Origin of the sequence: Methylobacillus rhizosphaerae (assembly GCF_900187985.1) — a bacterium.
Taxonomy (GTDB): Bacteria; Pseudomonadota; Gammaproteobacteria; order Burkholderiales; family Methylophilaceae; genus Methylobacillus; species Methylobacillus rhizosphaerae.
Map to the genome: position 1 here is coordinate 43620 of NZ_FZOA01000007.1, position 19691 is coordinate 63310.

Sequence of the window (19691 nt, forward strand, 5' to 3'; positions counted from 1 at the left end):
TATGATCCTATATGAGTTCGCCGCGCAAGGTATGCGAGGCAGCCTCGGTAATCCTTACGTTGACGAACTGGTTAATCAGTTTTGCATCGCCGGGAAAATTGACGACACGGTTGTTATCTGTGCGTCCGGCAAGTTCGCTGCTGCTTTTGGCGGAGACACTTTCAACCAGCACACGTTGCACGCTGCCCACCATGGACTGGCTGATGGCTTTGCCCTGGGCTTCATTCAAGGCCTGCAGGCGCAATAGTCTGGCCTGTTTTTCCTCAGCGCTGCAATCATCTGGCAGATAAGAGGCTGGTGTGCCGGGGCGTGGACTGTAGGTGAAGCTGAAGCTGAAATCGAAACCAACATCACGCATCAACTTCATGGTGGCCTCGAAATCCTGCTCGGTTTCACCGGGAAAACCGATGATGAAATCAGAAGTAATGCAGATATCCGGCCTTGCGGCGCGTAGCTTGCGGATAATGGATTTGTATTGCAGCACGGTGTAGTTGCGCTTCATTCCCATGAGTACGCGGTCCGAGCCTGCCTGCACTGGCAAGTGCAAGTGTGAAACCAGCTTGGGAATGCGGGCGTAACAGTCAATCAGCGCTGGTGTCATTTCGTTGGGATGTGAAGTGGTGTAGCGGATGCGCTCTATTTCCGGGATTTCAGCCAGGTACTCAATCAGCATGGCCAGGTCGGCAGTCTCGCCTTCAGCGTTCTCACTACGGTAACCATTGACATTCTGTCCCAACAGGGTGATTTCCTTGACACCTTGTTCGGTAAGCTGAATGGCCTCGGTCAGAATGTCGTCAAACGGACGGGAGACTTCATCACCGCGCGTATACGGCACCACGCAAAAGGTACAGTATTTACTGCAACCTTCCATAATGGACAAAAATGCGGCGGCGCCTTCGACGCGTGGTGGCGGCAAGTGGTCGAATTTCTCCACTTCGGGGAAGCTGATATCCACCTGCGAAATTCCGGTCTGGCGCTTGGACTGGATCATTTCCGGCAGGCGATGCAGGGTTTGCGGGCCAAACACGACATCCACATAGGGTGCGCGGGCCACGATGCTCTCGCCTTCCTGGCTGGCGACACATCCGCCCACACCAATGACCAGATCGGGATTTTTTTCCTTCAGTGGGCCGAAGCGCCCCAGATGGCTGAATACTTTTTCCTGTGCCTTCTCCCGCACCGAGCAGGTATTCAGCAGGATGACGTCTGCCTCTTCCGGGTTTTCCGTGGTCTGCATGCCTTCAGCGGCATGCAGCATATCCAGCATGCGGGACGAGTCATACTCGTTCATCTGGCAACCAAAGGTTTTGATAAAGACTTTTTTGGGTGAACTCATACAGCTTGGCAGATGGCGACTGAAGCACCAGAGAAATGAAGAGTGAACGTTACAGGCTGCAAAATAGCGTAGAAAAAACAGTAGGGTAAGGTTTCATTTTAGCCCAGCTACTGCGGAAAGCCAATCGCGGAGTAAAATGTCGCCCATGGAAACATTGCCAATCTTCATGAAAATACGTCATCGCCCCTGCCTGGTCATAGGTGGCGGTGATGTCGCCAGTCGCAAAGTCAGCCTGTTACAGCGTGCGGGTGCCAGCATTACAGTAGTGGCGCCTGAGCTGCATCCAGCATTGAGAAAATTGAGTGACGAGGGTGCCATTCATCACCAGGCAATGCATTTTGAGCCTGAATGCCTGGATGAAGCTGCATTGGTGATTGCTGCAACTGATGACGAGCAAGTGAACCGGGATGTATCGATAGCAGCCCAGGCAAGGAATATCCCGGTCAATGTGGTGGATGCCCCGGAATTATGTACGTTTATCATGCCTTCCATCGTGGATCGTTCTCCTTTGCTGATTGCAATATCCAGCGGCGGGGCTGCACCTGTGCTGGCGCGTATGCTGCGTACGCGTATCGAAACCATGATTCCATCCACCTATGGCCGGCTGGCGGCATTTGCTGCCGGGTTCCGGGATGAGGTGAAACTTCGTTTCAGTAATGGGCAGCAGCGCAGGATTTTCTGGGAAGAAGTATTTCAGGGTGCTATAGGTGAGCAAGTATTGTCGGGGCAGGAGGCGGCTGCCAGTCGCGCGATGCGGCAAGTGCTGGATGGCAACGGTGAGTTGAACTACGGTGAGGTCTACCTGGTTGGTGGTGGGCCTGGAGACCCTGATCTCCTTACATTCCGCGCCTTGCGCCTCATGCAGCAGGCTGATGTCTGTGTCTATGACAAACTGGTGAGCCGGGAGGTGATGGAGCTGGTACGGCGCGATGCTGAGTTGATCTATGTCGGAAAATCACGTGACCAGCATACACTGCCACAGGAAGATATCAATCAGCTGCTGGTGCGGTTGGCAAAAGAAGGCAAGCGTGTCTTGCGCCTCAAGGGAGGCGACCCTTTTATCTTCGGGCGCGGCGGTGAAGAAATCGAGACACTGATGGACAACGATATTCCATTCCAGGTTGTGCCGGGCATTACGGCGGCAAACGGGGTTTCCAGCTATGCCGGGATTCCCCTGACACACCGTGATTATGCCCAGTCATGCCTGTTCACCACGGGGCATCTAAAGGATGGTACAGTCAATCTGGACTGGCCGGCCCTGGTGCGACCCAAGCAGACAGTCGTGATCTACATGGGGCTGGTAGGCTTGCCGGAGATCTGCCGCCAGATGATAGCGCATGGCGCTCCGGAAACATTGCCTATTGCCATCGTGCAGCAAGGCACAACACAGAGGCAGCGCGTCGTGGACGGTACGTTGGCGACATTGCCAGGACTGGTTGCAACCGCGGAATTACGGGCACCTTGCCTGATTATTGTCGGCGAGGTTGTACGTTTACGCGAAAAGCTTGCTTGGTTTGCGCCGTCACCTGAGGTTGTATAGGCAAGGTCAGTCGGGCTTCGAGGCCGCCTTGCGGGCGATTGAGCAAGGTCAGCTGGCCTTTATGCAATTTGGCGATGCGGTCTGAAATCGCCAGGCCCAGGCCACTACCGCTTTTGTTGCCACGTGCAGTATCCAGCCGCTCAAATGGACGCAATAGACGCTCCATTTGTGCTGCAGGAATGCCAGGCCCATTGTCCAGTACGCTGACGATGATATTGCCCGCCGTGATGCGGGTACTGACGGTGACTTCATTGCTGCCATAGGCAAAGGCATTGTCAATGAGATTGGTGAGTAAGCGCTGCATCGCCAGGGGGCGCAATGGAATCAGGTGGGTCGGCGCCAGCGAGACTGCCAGTTTACGCCCGGCCCGGATATGGCGGTCAGCAATGGAGGTCAGCAAGGTGTTCAGGTCCATCATCTGGGTTGGTTCACCTTCAATGCCGCGTACGAAATCCAGGAACTGGTGAATAATGCTATCCATATCGCCAATATCCTGGATCATGCCAGTCTTCAGGCTGGCACATTCATTATCCGGCAGCATTTCCACAGAAAGGCGCAGGCGCGCCAACGGGGTACGCAAGTCATGGGAAATACCTGCCAATAACAGGGTTCTTTCGTTATCCAGCCGCACAAGCGCTTCCGTCATTTCATTGAACGTACGGCTGACTTCGCGTAATTCGTGCGCCCCTTCTTCCGGCAAGGGAGGAGGGTATTCGCCACTACTGAGTCGTCCTGCAGCCTTGACCAGCAAGCGCAGTGGCTGATGGATGTTGGAGGCGATCAGGTAAGCGCCCAGCAGGGAGAGCATGATGACCAGCGCTCCCCACCCCAGCCATTGCCAGGGAAACGGGCGATCGACCTGGATGCGGGGAATGACGACCCAGTAGTCATCCTGTCCCAGGCTGAAACTGACCCACAGGCCGGGAATGCCGAAGTGATTGAGTACGACCAGAGTATCCTTGCCCAATCGCTCGCGGATTTTTTCTGCAACCATGCGGATCAGGTAATCACGGGGTAGCGGCTCGATTTCTTCCAGCATGTCGGCGGCGTAGATACGCACACCCTCGCGGCCGGACAGCTCAGACAGTAGCGCGAGGCGGCGGTTTTCATGGGCAGCGAGTAACGATGCCCGGGTATAGTTGACGACGGTAATAGCCTGTAAAGCGGCTGCCATGGCACGAGGCTCACTCTCGAAATAATCAAAGAGCTTGAGAGCAGCAAATTGCCCCACTGCAAGCAGTAGGGCAATCAGCAGCATGACACGCGCCAGTAAGGTACGGGGAAGTAGACTCACGATGTCCGGCTGTTAGCTTTTCTGGGTTTCGCCGTCTGGTACGAAGACATAGCCAAATCCCCACATGGTTTGCAAATAACGCGGGTGAGAAGGATCAGGTTCAATCAGACGGCGCAGGCGGGAGACCTGTACGTCTATACTGCGGTCAAACACATCCAGCTCACGTCCTCTTGCAAGCTGCATCAGCCTGTCGCGCGACAAGGGTTGTCGCGGGTGATCAACAAATACTTTGAGTAATGCAAACTCGCCACTGGTAATGGTAACCGGCTCGCCATTCTTGGTCAGTGTGCGTGTGGATGGGTCAAAAAGGAAATCACCAAAGCTGATGTTCTCGGCTTCCGCTACTGGTGTGCCAGGTGGCAGGCGGCTGTGACGGCGCATGACGGCGTTGATACGAGCCAGCAATTCACGAGGGTTGAATGGCTTGGGCAGATAGTCATCTGCCCCCATTTCCAGGCCGATGATGCGATCAATCTCATCTCCACGTGCTGTCAGCATAACAACGGGAATTGTGTTGCCGTTTGCACGCAGGCGGCGGCAGATGGCAAGCCCGTCTTCACCGGGTAGCATCAGGTCCAGCACCAGGATATCGATATGCTCATGAGCTAGTACCTGATCCATCTCTCCGGCATCGGAAACAGCCTTGACGGTAAAGCCTTGTTCACCAAGATAGCGTTGCAACAACTCGCGCATGCGCAGGTCATCGTCAACCATGAGTATTTTTTTTGAAGAGGTTTGCATAATGGTATTTTCTGCGGAAATGGTAGGTGATGAAAAGTATTATTTACTTAGCGGCATTCCATTGTGTGTGGGTTGTGGTTGTCACAGCCCCTGAAAAATCCAGGCGTGCCATTCTGCATCAATCGTTTGTTACAAATTTTTACATTGAGAAGTCGATGTGAAACACTCAGTTTACATCAATGGGGGATGATGTCGCCTCATTCAAGGCCTGTTCAGTAGCAAAATTGAGCAATATTTGAACTGAGAGTATGCAGTTATTTGCTGGAACAGAAACAAGTAGGCAAGCTTATAAGCAAAGGCGAGTGAATCTATGATCTTGCAAGTGTACGGTTTAGCTTTATGTTGATGGTAACGAAAAGTTTTGTTTTCCCTCACCAGTTGTTGTTGACAGCACTGCTACTGGGGTGTGTTAACGTGGCCTATGCTGCAGGTGTCCGCAATGCCAGTGATGAGGTGGTGGAAGATGACATGCAGGAATTACCTACATCTCACATCCTCCAGCGGCTTGATGCAAAGATTTCGAATGAAGATCGCCAGCGACTGCGCCGGGACCTGGACGAATACGCTCGCAGCGGTGCTGCTGCCCATGCTCAGATTGAGGAGCGCCGACAGTTGATGCGGCAACGCTTGCTTGCGCGTTTTCAAGAAGCAGATAAAGACGGAAATGGTGTGATTTCCCGTGAAGAGGCAACAGAAATGCTGCCGCAGGTGGCACGGCATTTTATGCAGTTTGACCTGAATGATGACGGCATGATCACCATGAGTGAGCTGGAAACAATGCAGATGCGTATTGCCGAGCGCCAGCACAAAAATCTTGATAAGAAAGAAAAAGAGTTGCAGGAAGTGGCCGAACCTACTCCTGCACGCGTTAAGGATATGAGTGCGCTTGCTACCAAGCGCGCGCTATGACTGAATTCCTATAATAAACTTCCTTGTGAAACCTTGAAGCACTGCCTTGCCGGGACAGTGCTTTTCTTTTGTCTGGCGTTAGCGACAAATTGACTCGGGAAATGTCAGTGTAGATATATTAATTCACTGATATATATGTGAATTTTAACCTGGCCTGGTTTTTGCATGATATTTACTTATGCAATACTTGTTGTCGTATTTAAGGAAAATGAAATGAATAAATCAATTGTTGGCATCTTGCTTGTGGTGATGTTGAGTGGCTGTTCTGGATTAAGTACACGCCAGAAAAACGCAGCAACAGGTGCTGCTATTGGCGGCGTAGCAGGCGCAGTGCTGACCGGCGGCAGTTCTTTTGGCACAGTTGGTGGTGCTGCTATTGGCGGTGTGATCGGTCATGGTGTGGATTCGGTAAGCAAGCGCAAATAGACTAAACACAGATGGATGTCTCTATTTTGAGACATCCTGAGGTCATCAAGTACCACTGCAACGTCATTCCACGTGCAGTGGTATTTTTTTGTTACTCTATCCAGCAATAAGCAAGACGGGAAAAACCGATGGAAGTGACAATTGCGCAAAGCGTGCGTGATCTGGATAGCACACAATGGAATGCTTTGTCGGCCGGGTCTCCATTGCTCAGTCATGCATTTCTCGGAGCTCTGGAACAGAGTGGCTCAGTGGGAGAGGGAACGGGTTGGCAGCCTATGCCTCTGCTATGCCGCCAGCATGGCAAATTGGTAGGTGCTGTGCCGTTGTACTTGAAACACCATTCATATGGTGAATACGTATTCGACTGGTCCTGGGCGGAGGCTTATGGTCAGCATGGGCTGGAGTATTATCCCAAGCTGGTGGCGGCAGTGCCATTTACACCTATTACGGGTGCCAGATTGTTGTCACAGGATGCAGCTGTGCGGAAGCACATGGCAGAAGCATTGCGTGATGTCATGCTGCAATTGCAGTTGTCCTCTGTTCATATCCTGTTTCCCGATCCTGAGAGTGCAGAGGCATTGAATGCGCCCGGATGGTCAAGGCGTCAGGGCGTACAGTTCCGCTGGCAGAACCCGGGTTTTGCCAGTTTTGATGAGTTTCTTCTGACCCTGACGCATGACAAGCGCAAGAAAATCAGGCAAGAGCGCCGTAAAGTTGCGGCATCAGGAGTGATATGCCGAAGATTGCGTGGCCATGAGATTACGGAGCGAGAATGGAATTTTTTCTATAAATGCTATCTCAATACCTATCTTGAGCATCATTCCAAGCCTTACCTGACCCAGGCGTTTTTTCACGAGCTTGGAAAATGCCTGCCGGATAATGTCATGCTGGTGCTGGCTGAATATGAGGGGCGCTATATTGGCGCTGCCTTGAACCTTTATGACCAGCACAGTTTGTATGGGCGGTATTGGGGTGCTCTGGTTTATGTTCCCAACCTGCATTTCGAGTTGTGCTATTACCAGGCACAGGAGTTCTGCATAGAAACCGGCATCCGGTTTTTCGAGGGGGGTGCGCAGGGGGAGCACAAACTGGCACGCGGCTTCATGCCTAGGGAAACCTGCTCATTTCATCAGATGGCACATCCGGAGTTTGCAGCAGCAGTCAGTCAGTTTACCACTCGTGAGCAAACTGGCATTGCGCACTATCAGCAGGAACTGGATGAGCGACAACCTTACCGCAAGGCCTGACGCAGGCTACCATTCCACGCCTGCGCGTACCCAGTTCGCCATACCCTTGGCAATTTCCCGCTCACCCATGATGGTGTAGGATGCGCCCTGTTTTTCCAGGTGCGCAGTCTGCGCATCCGAGTGCGCGCGGGCCACTATTTCGATCTGCGGGTTGATTTTGCGTGCATGCTCAATGATGTGGCCAGCTTCAAGTGCATCAGGGATTGCGACCAGCAACCAGCGGGCGGATTTGAGATTGGCGGCTTCCAGCATGCCGGGAGCAGCAGCATTGCCACATAATGCGGGCATGCCTTGCTCACGCAGGGACTGCACCACTTCCGGCTGGTCTTCCAGCACAATGAATGGCTGATCCTGCTGGCGCAGCGAAGCTCCCACCAGTTTGCCTACACGGCCATATCCAATCAGCACGGCATGGGCATGGAGGTAAGGGTAGGAAATCAGGCGCGTGCCGCTTTCACCCTTGAACTGTTTTTTCTCCTCACGTTGCAGCAACCAGGGTTTCAGGCGGTCGAGCCCGACAAAAAGCAAAGGATTGAGCAGGATGGAGAGAATGGCCCCGCTGAGGATGAGGTCGCGCCCTGTATCGGACAATAATCCGAGTGAAATGCCAAGTGAGGCCAGGATGAATGAAAATTCGCCTATCTGTGCCAGGCTGGCTGAAATGGTCAGGGCCGTGCCCAACGGGTGCCTGAAGGCAAGCACGATAGCAAATGCTGCCAGTGATTTGCCGATAATGATGATGAACAATGTGGCAATGATCAGCCATGGTTCCCGTAGCAGGATGGAAGGGTCGAATAACATGCCGACCGATACGAAAAACAATACGGCGAATGCATCGCGTAATGGCAGGGACTCTTCCGCCGCCCGGTGGCTGAGTTCGGACTCGCTCAGGATCATGCCGGCAAAGAACGCACCCAGGGCAAACGATACGCCAAAAATATAAGTGGCACCCAGGGCAAAGCCAAGGGCAATGGCAAGTACGGCAAGACGAAACAGCTCGCGTGAGCCAGTCGCGGCAGTGCGTGCAAGCAGCCAGGGAATGATGCGCCTTCCAACCAGCAGCATGACAGCAACAAAGGCAATGACCTTGCCAACAGTAATGGCCATGGTGGTCAGTAATGTGTGGCCATTCAGGTCAGCGCCACTGCCGCCCAATATACTGCTCAAGGCGGGCACCATCACCAGCGTGAGCACCATGGCGATATCCTCGACAATCAGCCAGCCGATGGCAATCTGGCCGCGCTTGGTTTCCAGAATGCGTCGCTCCTGCAGGGCGGTGAGCAATACCACGGTACTGGCTGTCGACAGGGCCAGGCCAAAAATCAATCCTTCGCCCAGAGGCCAGCCAATGGCTAGCGCCAGTGTCAGGCCGAATAATGTGGCGATGGCGATCTGTACAATTGCGCCGGGGATGGCAATGGATTTAACCGCAAGCAAGTCACGCAGGGAGAAATGCAGCCCAACTCCGAACATGAGCAGGATCACGCCGATTTCTGCAAGCTCATGAGCAAGGTTGGCATCGGCAACGAAACCCGGGGTGTAAGGGCCTACAATAACGCCGGCAATCAGATAGCCTACCAGTGGTGGCATGCGCAGGCGATTGGCCAGCATGCCAAAAATAAACGCCAATACCAACCCTCCAACTATGGTGGCAATTAACGGCGTATGCTCCATCCAGATAACCTTTCCAACTTGCGAGATATTATTTGATCATGACTTGGCTGAACGGTGCAGCAAGTAGTGTGACTGGAAATTAACCCAATCGTATGAGCTTACGCAACTCCTAATATGAGCTGCGTCAGGTACACCAGAGCATTGGGGCAAGTTTATTATTGTATTGCAACGTCTGATGCAGCAAGCCGCAAGAGGGCCCAACCCCGTGCCCTGATGATGAGCTGTGAGGTTTATCCCTCGTGAGCAACAGAATCAGGGGTCTTGCCTATATTTCAGGATGAATTCGTTCTCCATGAACTCGCAGGCCTCAGCCACATATTTCAGTTCAGTCGGGGAAAGCGGTGAGTTCGCGTGCCGCTGCCAGCAATCCTTGATTGCAGCACGATCACTGCCTTGTTCCTGGCTGTCAGGGGCGGAAGAATTGCCCAGTATGTAATACAGCAAGGCAGCAGCCATCAATGCAAAGATAAATAGCCAGAGCCAGGAGCGAGTGCTCCATTGTTGATTTCGGCTAGCCACTATAAGAGTCTCCTGTTTTCATGGTAAGTTCGGACTGACTGATATTATGCATGGATTATGGCTAGACAGATGATTCAAATTTTCCTGGGAATTTGACGTAACCAGTGATTATCAGCACCATGACCATATTGAACTAATTCTGAGTTTAATCTCATATTAAGGAGAATATATGAAGCAGGTATTAATATTATCGTTATTACTATCGAGCAATTTTGCGCTGGCCGATATTGCAGTGCCTGTTTATCTGGTTGATGAAGCCGGGACTGGCGAAAGCGTTGGGCAGATATTAGTGACTGAAAGCAAATATGGTGTTGTATTGACACCCGCGCTCAAAGGGCTTTCCCCTGGGCTGCATGGATTCCATGTCCACCAGAATCCCAGCTGTGATACCAATGAGCAAGGTGGAAAACGTGTTCCTGCAGGAGCAGCCGGGGGCCACCTGGACCCTGCAAACGCCAACAAACATGGGACGCCATGGGGTGATGGCCATATTGGCGACTTGCCTCCGTTATTTGTGGATGCCAATGGCGTAGCGAACCAGCCTGTGCTGGCACCCCGGCTCAAATTGCAGGATATGAGCGGTCATGCCCTCATGATTCATGCAGGCGGCGATAATCATTCTGATCATCCTGAAAAACTGGGCGGTGGTGCCGGACGTATTGCCTGCGGAGTCATCCAGTAAGCGTTATATACCTGAAATAGTATTGATATGAGCATGTCCTGGCGTGGTGCTGCAGGCTGGTGGCAGAAATGGATGCTGCTTATCTTCATCCTGCCCCTGTTTGCGTGTGGATTGCCACAAGTCCGGGACAGCGATAAACCATCCTCTGTTGCGCTCCAACCAGAGGAGGTAGTCAGCACCACGCTGGGCAAAACGTTGCAGCCTCTCGGGAAAGCACATCCGGGAGAATCGGGCATCATGCCTTTGCTGGATGCCTACAGCGCGTTTGCTGCGCGCATGATGTTGGCCAAATCTGCCCAGAAAACCCTGGATGTTCAATACTACATCTGGCGTGATGACAATACCGGCACACTATTGCTTGATGCCTTGCACAAAGCAGCTGAGCGGGGTGTCCGGGTACGCCTGCTACTGGATGACAATGGTATATCCGGCAGCGAAATGGATGCCCGGCTTGCAGCACTGGATAGCCACCCGCTTATAGAAGTACGCCTGTTCAATCCTTTTCCCTTTCGCACATTCAAGACACTGGGCTACCTGACAGATTTTTCGCGTTTAAACCGGCGCATGCATAACAAGACATTCATTGCCGATAACCTGGTCACCATCATTGGCGGCCGGAATATCGGGGATGAATATTTTGGCGCAACAGACAGCGTATTGTTTGCTGATCTGGACGTCATGGCAATTGGCAGCGTCGTGGATGATACCTCACAGGATTTTGATCGCTATTGGGCCAGCGTCTCTGCATATCCGGTCAGTATATTGGTCCCCAAGGCACCACAAGACAAACTTGCAATGCTGGCCCAGGCGGCGAAAAAAGCAGAACAAACCATGGCAGGAGAGGGCTACCTGAAGGCACTGAGTGGTAGCCAGTTCATCCGGGATTTTCTTGACGGACAACATGAATTTGACTGGGCAAAAGTCGAACTGATGAGCGACAGCCCCGACAAAGTGACAGGGGATGTAGAAAAAAGCGAACTGATGATCACCGATCTTGCCCGGATCCTGCGTCATCCCCATTCAGATATCAATCTCGTTTCCCCTTATTTTGTCCCGACACAGCGAGGAGCCGACTTTTTCACCGCCATGGCAGATCGAGGCGTCAAAATACGCATCCTGACCAATGCGCTGGAATCTACCGATGTTGCTGCAGTGCATGCAGGATATGCCAAATGGCGCAAACCATTATTACAGGCAGGAATCCAGCTGTATGAAATGCGCAGACAGGGAAACGGGAATAAAGTATCAGACCACCTGGGCGCATTTGGCAGCTCAGGCTCCAGTTTGCATGCCAAGACATTTACCGTGGATGATCGATATGTATTTATCGGATCATTCAACTTTGATCCACGCTCAGCCAGGCTGAATACAGAACTGGGATTTGTCATTGACAGCCCTGTACTGGCAAAACGCGCAGTCAAAGTACTGGATGACGAAATCCCGCGCAGTGCCTACGAAGTCAGGCTCAATGAAAATAACAGCATATATTGGATATCACAGCAGGACGGTATCGAACAACACTATGATATTGAGCCAGGCACCAGCCTGGTACAGCGGATATTAGTCAGATTTCTCTCCATCCTGCCCATCGACTGGATGCTCTGACCTGCTGAATCTGGAAACTGGAAATAAGAAAAGGCGGGATGATCCCGCCTTGGAAAGAACGCTGCTTATCAGGCTTTCTTTGTCAGGGTAAGGCCCGTACGCTTCGCTTTCAACAACACTTCGAACACATCTACTGCAGCGACCTTGTTGGTTTTCACAACTGCGTCAAATGCAGCAATCAGCTCCGGCATCCCATCACTTTGACGGTTCAGCTGAGCTGGCTTTTGTTCCAGTGCTTGTAATTGCTCTGTCAGAGCAGAAATTTTCTGTTGAAGTTTTTCTCTCTTAGTATCAATGGCTGCCATTTTTTGATCCTGTTGTTGAAATGAAAATTGTCGATAAATGTATTACTGAAATGAAATTTCTATAATTGGGATGATTATATAGAATTTAATCAGTGAAATAAATTTAATTATCAATATTCACCTATTCACCTATTCAGCAAAAAAGCAGAAACCCTGCATATATCAATATCAATCTAATCCGGAGGATTGATAAAACATAAAGTAACGTAATAAAAAGCCCTCTACCCTGAGACAATCGCATAGACCCCAACCCGAAAGCCGAGAATGTAGCAAAGCCGCCAGGCAGACCTGTAGCAGGAGCATCCTGCACAGAGCGGGAAATATTCATCGCTCTGCAAGGCCGGAATCCTACTGATGATCAGGCACTTAACAACATTGACAACAAATGTATCGAGTGGAAATTTCAAATCTATTGCAGAGTAATATCAGGCCTGACAGCGTGAAGCTGTGCGACTGAACTCATCGTCCAGCAATCATGGCGGCAATATGAAGATAGACCACTAAAATAATAGACAGAGTAATATCCTATTCATGGGAGCAATGGTGATACATTCTCATAATCATTCTTTATTATTCCTATTAACTGCATGCTAACTTCTCTCTATTCCAGAAATAACCATCATGAATAAATATAAAAAACTAACAATATTATCTGGAATCTGCTTGCTGATTCTCTCCCTGTTGTCGTGTGCGGGTAACTTGCCCCTCGCCGGGAGATCAATACAAGAAGCATTCAATCATGATGAAGGCGTAGTCAAGCTATTGAAAGCAGTGGACAGACATGACACCAAGGAAGCCAAGCGATTGGTGGACAGTGGAGTGAATGTGAATACTCTCGGCAAGGATGGTGCCACGCCATTGATCTGGATGTTGGTTCGAAAAAATCTCCCGGCTATGAAATTGTTACTTGAGTTGGGTGCAGACCCCAACCAGTATGAACCTAATGGAGTAGGGACACCTGTCTGGCTTTCTGCCGCTGGTGGCCGCAAGGAAGCATTGCAACTGCTGCTGGATCATGGTGGTGATCCAAATCTGGCGTATGGCACCAACAGTCCTCTGATGATGGCAATTAATAATCTTCATATGGATTGTGCAGAATTGCTATTGCAACGTGGTGCGGATATTAATTATTCAAATGGGCCACTGTCTGCATTTAGTGCTGCAGTGTTCAATGTGCAGTTTGATTATGCACTTTGGGTATTAAATCACGGATATACCCATGATTTGGCAATGGCGAAGAAAATGGCCCTCGCAAAGAGTCCTCGCGCTGGACAAGAAGAGTTAAAAGTTAAGGCACTAGAAATAATTGATCGTCTGATGCGTAATCAATAACAGAATAATAGGGGGCAGGACACAATGATGCACTGTATCCATATTAGCAAGAGACATATACACGTGACGCATGGGAGCACTGATGATGCATTGTCATAAACGTGGTCTGATTCCTATTGTTAATGTTGGAAATAATTTCCCGGAGAATTAAATGTTAAAACATTTAGTTGGATTGTTTTTTGTAATGTGGTTTATTGGCTTATGTGTTTTTCTAGTCATAATTACTTTTGCAGAGCTTTACTACCCAATTCACTCTTGGATTTTTGCCGATCAATGGAGATGGGATTCTGCTGAAAGGGCCATAAGGTTTTATCAGGCGTGCATACCCGCAAGCCTGATAATTGCTGTCTTATATACTGTTAAAGAATATGTGGATATTAAAATTAGAGCTAAGAATCCAGAATCAAAATGGTTGAAATAGAGTAAATAATAGGGGAGAAATCACAATGATGAACTATATCCATATTGGCAAGAGACGTATACGCGTGACGCATGGGAGCGCTGATGATGCATTACCATAATTGTGGCCTGTAACCAACCTATTATTACCTATAGGGACGGAGTTGGAGCAATGAGCTATACGAAGGAAATTTTTAGCCACGAGCTCGAAGTTTTTCTCGTCGGCGATGAACTCGATCATTCGCGGATCGCGGAATGGGCATACGCCACAAAGTTGAAACACGTTCGCGGAATTGACCGCGACGTTGATCAGTGGCTGGAGGAACTAGGCGCGATGGATATGGGTGAAGAGTTCAAACTTAGCCTTGCTGAATTACAGAGGTTGGTTGCGATCGCAAGACAGTAGCCTTGCGAATAATAGGGGGGCAGGCCACAATGATGCACTGTATCCATATTGACAAGAGACATATACGCGTGACGCATGGGAGCATTGATGGTGTATTGTCATAAACGTGGCCTGTCTCCTATTATTAAAAACTTTTTAAATGATTAAAGATTTATCCACTTGTTTCTTAACCCGCTGGATATTTTGGACTGTATTCTTAGTCTTTATTATCCTTTTTTGTATTTTTATTTATGAACCTTTAATTATAAGATGGTTAAGCGGTGTTTGGGTAACAGATGGTTTTGAGGGGTATTGCCGGTGGTTTCTTGCCTGTATTCCAGCGGGATTCTTCTGTGGCGTTGGCTTTACTTTTGAAGATTGGTGGAGAACCTACAGGAAATAAAAAGTAGGGGGCAGACCCAATGCACTATATCTATATTGGCAAGAGGCATACGTGAACGCGGAGCGCTGATAAGGGGGAGCTAGCTATATCTGGATTGACCAAATAAAAAAGCCCGCGATCTTTAGGATCAACGGGCCTTGTTGGCTTGGATTGAATAGCTGTGAAGCTGTATGGTGGTGATGGGGGGACTTGAACCCTCGACCCCAGGATTATGAATCCTGTGCTCTAACCAGCTGAGCTACATCACCAGAACCCAATGGATTCAACCAAGCCCGCTATTCTATTTTCTTGTGCGTAGAATGTCAAAGATTTCTTGAGGGTTTTAGAGGATAAAAAAGCCAGGGAGTAACATTCCCTGGCTTTTGCATGATGATGCTGTTTGTTGTTGTTTAGACGTTGAAGCGGAAATGCATGACATCGCCATCCTGTACGATGTAATCCTTGCCTTCCAGACGCATTTTCCCGGCTTCCTGAGCGCCTTTTTCTCCTTTGTGCTGTACGTATTCAGCATAGGCGATGACTTCTGCGCGGATGAAGCCGCGTTCGAAGTCGGTGTGGATGACGCCAGCGGCTTGTGGGGCGGTGGCGCCTTTGCGCACGGTCCAGGCGCGAACTTCCTTGACGCCTGCGGTGAAGTAGGTCTGCAGGCCTAGCAGGTCGTAGGCTGCGCGGATGACGCGATCGAGGCCTGGTTCTTCCAGTCCCAGTTCCGACAGGAACATGGCTTTGTCTTCGTCTTCCAGATCGGCAATTTCACTTTCGATCTTGGCGCAGATGGCGACCACGGGCGCATTTTCCTGCTGCCCCAGGGCGATGACTTTTTCCAGTAAGGGGTTGTTGTCAAAACCGCCTTCATCGACATTGGCCAGGTACATGACCGGTTTGATGGTGATGAGGCAGAGGGGTTTGATCAGTTTGATCTGGTCTTCATCCAGGCCCAGTGTGCGTACGGGGCTGCCTTGATCCAGGTGTTTCTGAACTTTTTCCAGAACGGCGCAGAGTGCAATGGCTTCTTTGTCGCCGGATTTGGCTTTCTTGCTTTCACGCTGCAGGGTTTTTTCCACGGTTTCCATGTCGGCCAAGGCCAGCTCGGTGTTGATGGTTTCAACGTCTGCCAGTGGGTCAACCTTGCCGGCTACGTGGACGATGTTGCCATCATCAAAGCAGCGCACTACGTGGGCAATGGCATCGGTTTCACGGATATTGGCGAGGAATTTGTTGCCCAGGCCTTCGCCCTTGGATGCGCCGGCTACCAGTCCGGCGATATCGACGAATTCGACGATGGCAGGCTGGATTTTCTGCGGATTGACGATGTCAATCAGCGGTTTGAGGCGTTGATCCGGGACTTCGACAATGCCGACATTGGGTTCTATGGTGCAGAACGGGTAATTGGCAGCTTCGATGCCGGCGCGGGTAATCGCGTTGAAGAGGGTGGATTTTCCTACGTTGGGTAGGCCAACAATTCCGCATTTCATGGTGATTTGCCTGTTCCTAAAGTTAAATTATCTGGTCTTGGTGTGCAGTTTGAGCATGGCTTCCTCGAACTTGCCTTCGAGCAGTTGTGGCAATACGAGTGTACTGTCGTCCATCGCGTATTCTATCTGCTGCATTTCATCGCGTAAGGGAGGGCGCAGTACATAGTTGACAACCGCATTGCGGTCGCCGGGGTGGCCTACGCCCAGACGCAGGCGCCAGAAGTCATTGGTGCCGAGTTGGGCGGCGATATCCTTGAGGCCGTTGTGACCACCATGACCGCCTCCTTTTTTCAGGCGGGCTGTGCCGGGTGGCAGGTCTAGTTCGTCATGGATGACCAGGATGGCTTCTGCAGGAATTTTGTAAAAACGCGCCAGTGCGGCGACTGAGCGGCCGCTGGCGTTCATGAATGTGGTAGGTTTGAGCAGCCAGGTATCAGTTTGACCATTCAGGCGTCCGCTCAAGCCAAAGAATTTCGCTTCCAGGCTGGTTTTGCTGGAGGTTTGTGCGCAGACCTGGTCTATCCACCAGAAACCCGCGTTGTGGCGTGTGTCTTCGTATTGTGGGCCGGGGTTGCCCAGACCGACAAAAAGCCTAATTCCGTTCATGAAGTTGACTCTTTAAAATGAATACGCGCGCCCTGGTTGCCCAGGACGCGCGTTTAAGCATGTATGCCGGAATTATTCGGCAGCAGCTTCACCTTCTGCTTCGCCTTCAGCAGCATCGGCATCACTTGCTGCACCGCCACGTGGCTTGGAAACTGATGCAACTGCAGCATCGTTTTCATGAGCCAGTTGTACGAATTCTACGCCCTTAGGCAGTTTGATTTCGGACAGGTGAACGGATTGACCAGCTTCCAGATTGCCCAGATCCACTTCGATGAATTCTGGCAGATCCTTAGGCAGGCAGCTTACGTCTGCTTCGGTCAGGATGTGGCTGACGATACCGCCACCCAGCTTCACGCCAGGAGCAACATCAGCATTGATGAAGTGCAAAGGCACCTTTACGTGAATCTTTTCACTGGCGCTTACACGTTGGAAATCAATGTGCTGGATAGTGTTGCGAACTGGATGCAGCTGGTAGTCACGCAGCAATACTTGTTCTTTCTTGCCATCCACTTCCAGTGTCAGGATGGAAGCATGGAATGCCTCATGACGGAACTCCATGAAGAGGTCCTTGTGGTTGAAGTCCAGGCTGACTGCTTCCTTGTCACCACCATATACAACACCAGGAACGTTACCAGCGCGACGGAGACGGCGGCTCGCACCCGTACCTTTGCCTTCGCGTGTGGTTGCTTTAATTACAATTGCCATTTTACTACTCCTAAAAAAGGCCTTCCGGCCTCGGGTTTGCCTGTTATCCGCGACCAGATAACAGAAAAGGTGGCTGTTTTCACAGCCACCGGAACCATGCTCCTGTTTATTCTACAAACAGGGAGCTGACTGAATCTTCATTGCTGATGCGGCGTATGGTTTCCGCAAACAGTTCTCCTGCACTGACCACCCGGATTTTCGGGGATTGTTGTGCGTTCGGACGCAATGGAATCGTGTTGGTGACAACCATTTCATCCAGTTCTGAGTTGGTGATGCGTGAGACAGCTTCACCGGACAGGACCGGGTGTGTGCAGTAGGCTACCACTTTCTTTGCACCTTGTTGTTTCAGCGCAATCGCGGCTTCACACAATGTATTGGCTGTATCCACCATGTCGTCCATCAATACACAAGTACGTCCAGACACATCACCAATGATGTTCATGACCTTGGCCACATTGGGCTTGGGACGACGTTTGTCGATAATGGCCAGGTCTACATTCAGATGCTTGGCTGCTGCACGGGCACGTACCACACCACCAACATCCGGAGATACTACTACAAGATCTTCGTACTTCTGCTGCACCAGATCATTGAGCAGGATAGGGGTGGCGTAGATATTGTCTACAGGAATATCGAAGAACCCCTGAATCTGGTCAGAGTGCAGATCCATCGTCAGCAAGCGGTTGACGCCGACGGTTGTCAGCATGTTGGCGATTACCTTGGCGGTAATTGCAACACGTGCAGAGCGGGGGCGTCTATCCTGGCGCGCATAGCCGAAGTAGGGAATGGCTGCCGTGATACGTGCAGCGGAGGAGCGCCTCAGCGCATCCACCATGACCATGACTTCCATCAGATGATCATTGGTCGGCATACAGGTTGATTGCAGGATGAATACATCCTTGCCGCGGACATTGTCCAGCAGCTCGACCATCACCTCGCCATCGCTGAAACGATCAACTGTGGCTTGTCCCAGTTCTATTCCCAGGTGGTTTACCACTTCTTCGGCAAGCGTACGGTTGGCGTTGCCGGTAAATACCATCATGTCGCCCTTGGCCACAGTTGGAATCCTTATGTGTTGAGATAAATCGCGTGCAAAAAACAAAAGCGTGTAATTTTTAAGTTACACGCTTTTATTCTGGCTGGGGAGGAAGGATTCGAACCTTCGCATGCCGGAATCAAAATCCGGTGCCTTAACCAGCTTGGCGACTCCCCAATTGACCGTTGCTTTCTGTCAGTCAGCTAAAGTGTACAATGGATGTCGATTCAATCCATGTGCACAGAATCCACTCACTTCACAATCTGCATATTGCTGCAGTTCGCGTGTTTGCTTGACTCTGGCAAGTACAGCTTCTGCTTGCTCCTGATTCTCGAATTCTGCGAATACCGATGCACCAGATCCACTCATGCGAGCCTTGGAAAACTGCGACAACCAAATCAGGGTTTTCGCCACTTCCGGATACTGCTGTCTCACTACGGTTTCGAGGTCGTTTTGAACCATGCCCGTCAGAAAGGTCGCCATTGTGGTGGGTTTCGTGTCCCTTGTCAATTCCTTTGATGAAAAAATTTCTGCTGTGGAAATGTGCACTCTGGGGGTGATGACCAGATAGCAAGTGTGAGGGAGTTGAATTGGTTGAAGTTTTTCACCAATTCCCTCCACCCAGGCGTTCTGGCCGAAAATAAAAAAAGGGACATCTGCGCCCAGTTGCAGCCCCAGCGCGATGAGTTCTTCGCGTTTCAGTCCCAGTTGCCAGAGGTGGTTGAGCGCAAGCAGCACAGTGGCGGCGTCTGAACTTCCGCCACCCAGGCCTCCTCCCATCGGGGTGTGTTTGGAAACGTGAATATCGGCACCCATCTTGCTGTTTGTATGTTGCTGCAGCAATGTTGCGGCACGGATACATAGATCATCAATTTCCGCGACGCCGGGTATGGGCTCTGTGCGGCAGATGGCGCCATCATGACGAGGGCGAATATGGACGGTGTCGCCAAAATCCAGCAGGCGGAATACGCTTTGCATTAAATGATAGCCGTCAGGGCGACGGCCAGTGATGTGCAGGAACAGATTGATTTTTGCTGGTGCAGGGAATGGCTGGAAGTCGTGCATGGTGGCG

20 protein-coding genes and 2 tRNA genes are annotated in these 19691 nt (G+C 50.9%); 9 read left to right on the plus strand and 13 right to left on the minus strand.

Annotated features, from left to right (window positions below):
• Positions 1-7: 7 nt before the first annotated feature.
• Positions 8-1336, minus strand: coding sequence for a tRNA (N6-isopentenyl adenosine(37)-C2)-methylthiotransferase MiaB (gene miaB / locus CHB59_RS08900; RefSeq protein ID WP_089375890.1), 1329 nt, complete (start codon positions 1334-1336; stop codon positions 8-10).
• Positions 1337-1481: 145 nt separating this feature from the next.
• Between miaB and cysG the strand changes: the two genes are divergently transcribed.
• On the plus strand, positions 1482-2876 hold the full coding sequence (cysG, locus tag CHB59_RS08905; RefSeq protein ID WP_089375891.1) for a siroheme synthase CysG: 1395 nt from the start codon (positions 1482-1484) through the stop codon (positions 2874-2876).
• Here cysG and CHB59_RS08910 read toward each other — a convergent pair.
• Positions 2806-4170: an ATP-binding protein gene (locus CHB59_RS08910; RefSeq protein ID WP_281252025.1), complete on the minus strand. Its 1365-nt coding sequence runs from the start codon at positions 4168-4170 to the stop codon at positions 2806-2808. The genes cysG and CHB59_RS08910 overlap by 71 nt on opposite strands.
• A gap of 12 nt (positions 4171-4182) precedes the next feature.
• The gene (gene ompR, locus CHB59_RS08915) at positions 4183-4911 is read right to left on the minus strand and encodes an osmolarity response regulator transcription factor OmpR (RefSeq protein ID WP_089375893.1); all 729 of its coding nucleotides are present in this window, start codon (positions 4909-4911) and stop codon (positions 4183-4185) included.
• A 345-nt stretch (positions 4912-5256) separates the two neighbouring features.
• Here ompR and CHB59_RS08920 point away from each other — a divergent pair, with 345 nt between their 5' ends.
• The 3 genes from CHB59_RS08920 to CHB59_RS08930 all read left to right on the plus strand — a co-directional run bounded on the left by CHB59_RS08920 (position 5257) and on the right by CHB59_RS08930 (position 7493).
• Complete coding sequence (locus tag CHB59_RS08920; protein WP_179212124.1) at positions 5257-5820, plus strand: EF-hand domain-containing protein; 564 nt, start codon at positions 5257-5259, stop codon at positions 5818-5820.
• Between the two features lie 213 nt (positions 5821-6033).
• Positions 6034-6246 carry a lipoprotein gene (locus CHB59_RS08925; protein ID WP_089375895.1) on the plus strand — a complete coding sequence of 71 codons (213 nt, stop codon included), beginning with the start codon at positions 6034-6036 and terminating at the stop codon, positions 6244-6246.
• 128 nt (positions 6247-6374) lie between these two features.
• Entirely contained in the window at positions 6375-7493 is a 1119-nt protein-coding gene (locus CHB59_RS08930) for a GNAT family N-acetyltransferase (RefSeq protein WP_089375896.1), read from the plus strand.
• A 6-nt stretch (positions 7494-7499) separates the two neighbouring features.
• Here the strand turns inward: CHB59_RS08930 and ybaL are convergent, their stop codons facing one another.
• Entirely contained in the window at positions 7500-9167 is a 1668-nt protein-coding gene (gene ybaL / locus CHB59_RS08935) for a YbaL family putative K(+) efflux transporter (RefSeq protein WP_089375897.1), read from the minus strand.
• A 252-nt stretch (positions 9168-9419) separates the two neighbouring features.
• On the minus strand, positions 9420-9686 hold the full coding sequence (locus CHB59_RS08940) for a hypothetical protein (RefSeq protein WP_143738710.1): 267 nt from the start codon (positions 9684-9686) through the stop codon (positions 9420-9422).
• Between the two features lie 169 nt (positions 9687-9855).
• On the opposite strand from CHB59_RS08940, the gene sodC reads away from it, so the two are divergent.
• Together sodC and CHB59_RS08950 are read left to right on the plus strand one after the other, a co-directional pair.
• The gene (sodC, locus tag CHB59_RS08945) at positions 9856-10368 is read left to right on the plus strand and encodes a superoxide dismutase family protein (RefSeq protein WP_089375899.1); all 513 of its coding nucleotides are present in this window, start codon (positions 9856-9858) and stop codon (positions 10366-10368) included.
• A gap of 33 nt (positions 10369-10401) precedes the next feature.
• A complete protein-coding gene (locus tag CHB59_RS08950) occupies positions 10402-11973 on the plus strand; it encodes a phospholipase D family protein (RefSeq protein ID WP_245835106.1) in 1572 nt (523 codons plus the stop codon).
• A 68-nt stretch (positions 11974-12041) separates the two neighbouring features.
• Here CHB59_RS08950 and CHB59_RS08955 read toward each other — a convergent pair whose 3' ends face one another.
• On the minus strand, positions 12042-12278 hold the full coding sequence (locus CHB59_RS08955; RefSeq protein WP_089375900.1) for a hypothetical protein: 237 nt from the start codon (positions 12276-12278) through the stop codon (positions 12042-12044).
• 621 nt (positions 12279-12899) lie between these two features.
• Between CHB59_RS08955 and CHB59_RS08960 the strand changes: the two genes are divergently transcribed.
• The 3 genes from CHB59_RS08960 to CHB59_RS08970 all read left to right on the plus strand — a co-directional run bounded on the left by CHB59_RS08960 (position 12900) and on the right by CHB59_RS08970 (position 14415).
• A complete protein-coding gene (locus CHB59_RS08960) occupies positions 12900-13610 on the plus strand; it encodes an ankyrin repeat domain-containing protein (RefSeq protein WP_089375901.1) in 711 nt (236 codons plus the stop codon).
• 151 nt (positions 13611-13761) lie between these two features.
• The gene (locus CHB59_RS08965; protein WP_089375902.1) at positions 13762-14031 is read left to right on the plus strand and encodes a hypothetical protein; all 270 of its coding nucleotides are present in this window, start codon (positions 13762-13764) and stop codon (positions 14029-14031) included.
• A 150-nt stretch (positions 14032-14181) separates the two neighbouring features.
• Positions 14182-14415: a hypothetical protein gene (locus tag CHB59_RS08970; protein ID WP_089375903.1), complete on the plus strand. Its 234-nt coding sequence runs from the start codon at positions 14182-14184 to the stop codon at positions 14413-14415.
• Between the two features lie 553 nt (positions 14416-14968).
• On the opposite strand, the gene CHB59_RS08975 is transcribed toward CHB59_RS08970, so the two are convergent.
• The 7 genes from CHB59_RS08975 to ispE form a co-directional block, all read right to left on the minus strand.
• Positions 14969-15045, minus strand: a tRNA-Met gene (locus tag CHB59_RS08975).
• Between the two features lie 141 nt (positions 15046-15186).
• Entirely contained in the window at positions 15187-16272 is a 1086-nt protein-coding gene (gene ychF / locus CHB59_RS08980) for a redox-regulated ATPase YchF (protein ID WP_089375904.1), read from the minus strand.
• Positions 16273-16299: 27 nt separating this feature from the next.
• A complete protein-coding gene (gene pth, locus CHB59_RS08985) occupies positions 16300-16878 on the minus strand; it encodes an aminoacyl-tRNA hydrolase (protein WP_089375905.1) in 579 nt (192 codons plus the stop codon).
• A 72-nt stretch (positions 16879-16950) separates the two neighbouring features.
• A complete protein-coding gene (locus CHB59_RS08990; RefSeq protein ID WP_089375906.1) occupies positions 16951-17583 on the minus strand; it encodes a 50S ribosomal protein L25/general stress protein Ctc in 633 nt (210 codons plus the stop codon).
• A gap of 106 nt (positions 17584-17689) precedes the next feature.
• Positions 17690-18625, minus strand: a complete 936-nt coding sequence (locus CHB59_RS08995) for a ribose-phosphate pyrophosphokinase (protein WP_089376025.1) — start codon at positions 18623-18625, stop codon at positions 17690-17692.
• Positions 18626-18719: 94 nt separating this feature from the next.
• A tRNA-Gln gene (locus tag CHB59_RS09000) sits at positions 18720-18796 on the minus strand.
• An 18-nt stretch (positions 18797-18814) separates the two neighbouring features.
• A complete protein-coding gene (ispE, locus tag CHB59_RS09005) occupies positions 18815-19684 on the minus strand; it encodes a 4-(cytidine 5'-diphospho)-2-C-methyl-D-erythritol kinase (RefSeq protein ID WP_089376026.1) in 870 nt (289 codons plus the stop codon).
• Positions 19685-19691 lie beyond the last annotated feature (7 nt).

What these genes read in the sequence shown, in the direction of transcription:
- ispE (WP_089376026.1), bottom strand. Translation starts at nt 19,684, where the DNA reads ATGCACGACTTCCAGCCATTCCCTGCACCAGCAAAAATCAATCTGTTC.
- CHB59_RS08950 (WP_245835106.1), top strand. Translation starts at nt 10,402, where the DNA reads ATGTCCTGGCGTGGTGCTGCAGGCTGGTGGCAGAAATGGATGCTGCTT.
- ybaL (WP_089375897.1), bottom strand. Translation starts at nt 9,167, where the DNA reads ATGGAGCATACGCCGTTAATTGCCACCATAGTTGGAGGGTTGGTATTG.
- CHB59_RS08960 (WP_089375901.1), top strand. Translation starts at nt 12,900, where the DNA reads ATGAATAAATATAAAAAACTAACAATATTATCTGGAATCTGCTTGCTG.
- miaB (WP_089375890.1), bottom strand. Translation starts at nt 1,336, where the DNA reads ATGAGTTCACCCAAAAAAGTCTTTATCAAAACCTTTGGTTGCCAGATG.
- pth (WP_089375905.1), bottom strand. Translation starts at nt 16,878, where the DNA reads ATGAACGGAATTAGGCTTTTTGTCGGTCTGGGCAACCCCGGCCCACAA.
- CHB59_RS08955 (WP_089375900.1), bottom strand. Translation starts at nt 12,278, where the DNA reads ATGGCAGCCATTGATACTAAGAGAGAAAAACTTCAACAGAAAATTTCT.
- ompR (WP_089375893.1), bottom strand. Translation starts at nt 4,911, where the DNA reads ATGCAAACCTCTTCAAAAAAAATACTCATGGTTGACGATGACCTGCGC.
- CHB59_RS08925 (WP_089375895.1), top strand. Translation starts at nt 6,034, where the DNA reads ATGAATAAATCAATTGTTGGCATCTTGCTTGTGGTGATGTTGAGTGGC.
- CHB59_RS08970 (WP_089375903.1), top strand. Translation starts at nt 14,182, where the DNA reads ATGAGCTATACGAAGGAAATTTTTAGCCACGAGCTCGAAGTTTTTCTC.
- CHB59_RS08930 (WP_089375896.1), top strand. Translation starts at nt 6,375, where the DNA reads ATGGAAGTGACAATTGCGCAAAGCGTGCGTGATCTGGATAGCACACAA.
- ychF (WP_089375904.1), bottom strand. Translation starts at nt 16,272, where the DNA reads ATGAAATGCGGAATTGTTGGCCTACCCAACGTAGGAAAATCCACCCTC.
- CHB59_RS08995 (WP_089376025.1), bottom strand. Translation starts at nt 18,625, where the DNA reads ATGATGGTATTTACCGGCAACGCCAACCGTACGCTTGCCGAAGAAGTG.
- cysG (WP_089375891.1), top strand. Translation starts at nt 1,482, where the DNA reads ATGGAAACATTGCCAATCTTCATGAAAATACGTCATCGCCCCTGCCTG.
- CHB59_RS08990 (WP_089375906.1), bottom strand. Translation starts at nt 17,583, where the DNA reads ATGGCAATTGTAATTAAAGCAACCACACGCGAAGGCAAAGGTACGGGT.
- CHB59_RS08920 (WP_179212124.1), top strand. Translation starts at nt 5,257, where the DNA reads ATGGTAACGAAAAGTTTTGTTTTCCCTCACCAGTTGTTGTTGACAGCA.
- sodC (WP_089375899.1), top strand. Translation starts at nt 9,856, where the DNA reads ATGAAGCAGGTATTAATATTATCGTTATTACTATCGAGCAATTTTGCG.
- CHB59_RS08965 (WP_089375902.1), top strand. Translation starts at nt 13,762, where the DNA reads ATGTTAAAACATTTAGTTGGATTGTTTTTTGTAATGTGGTTTATTGGC.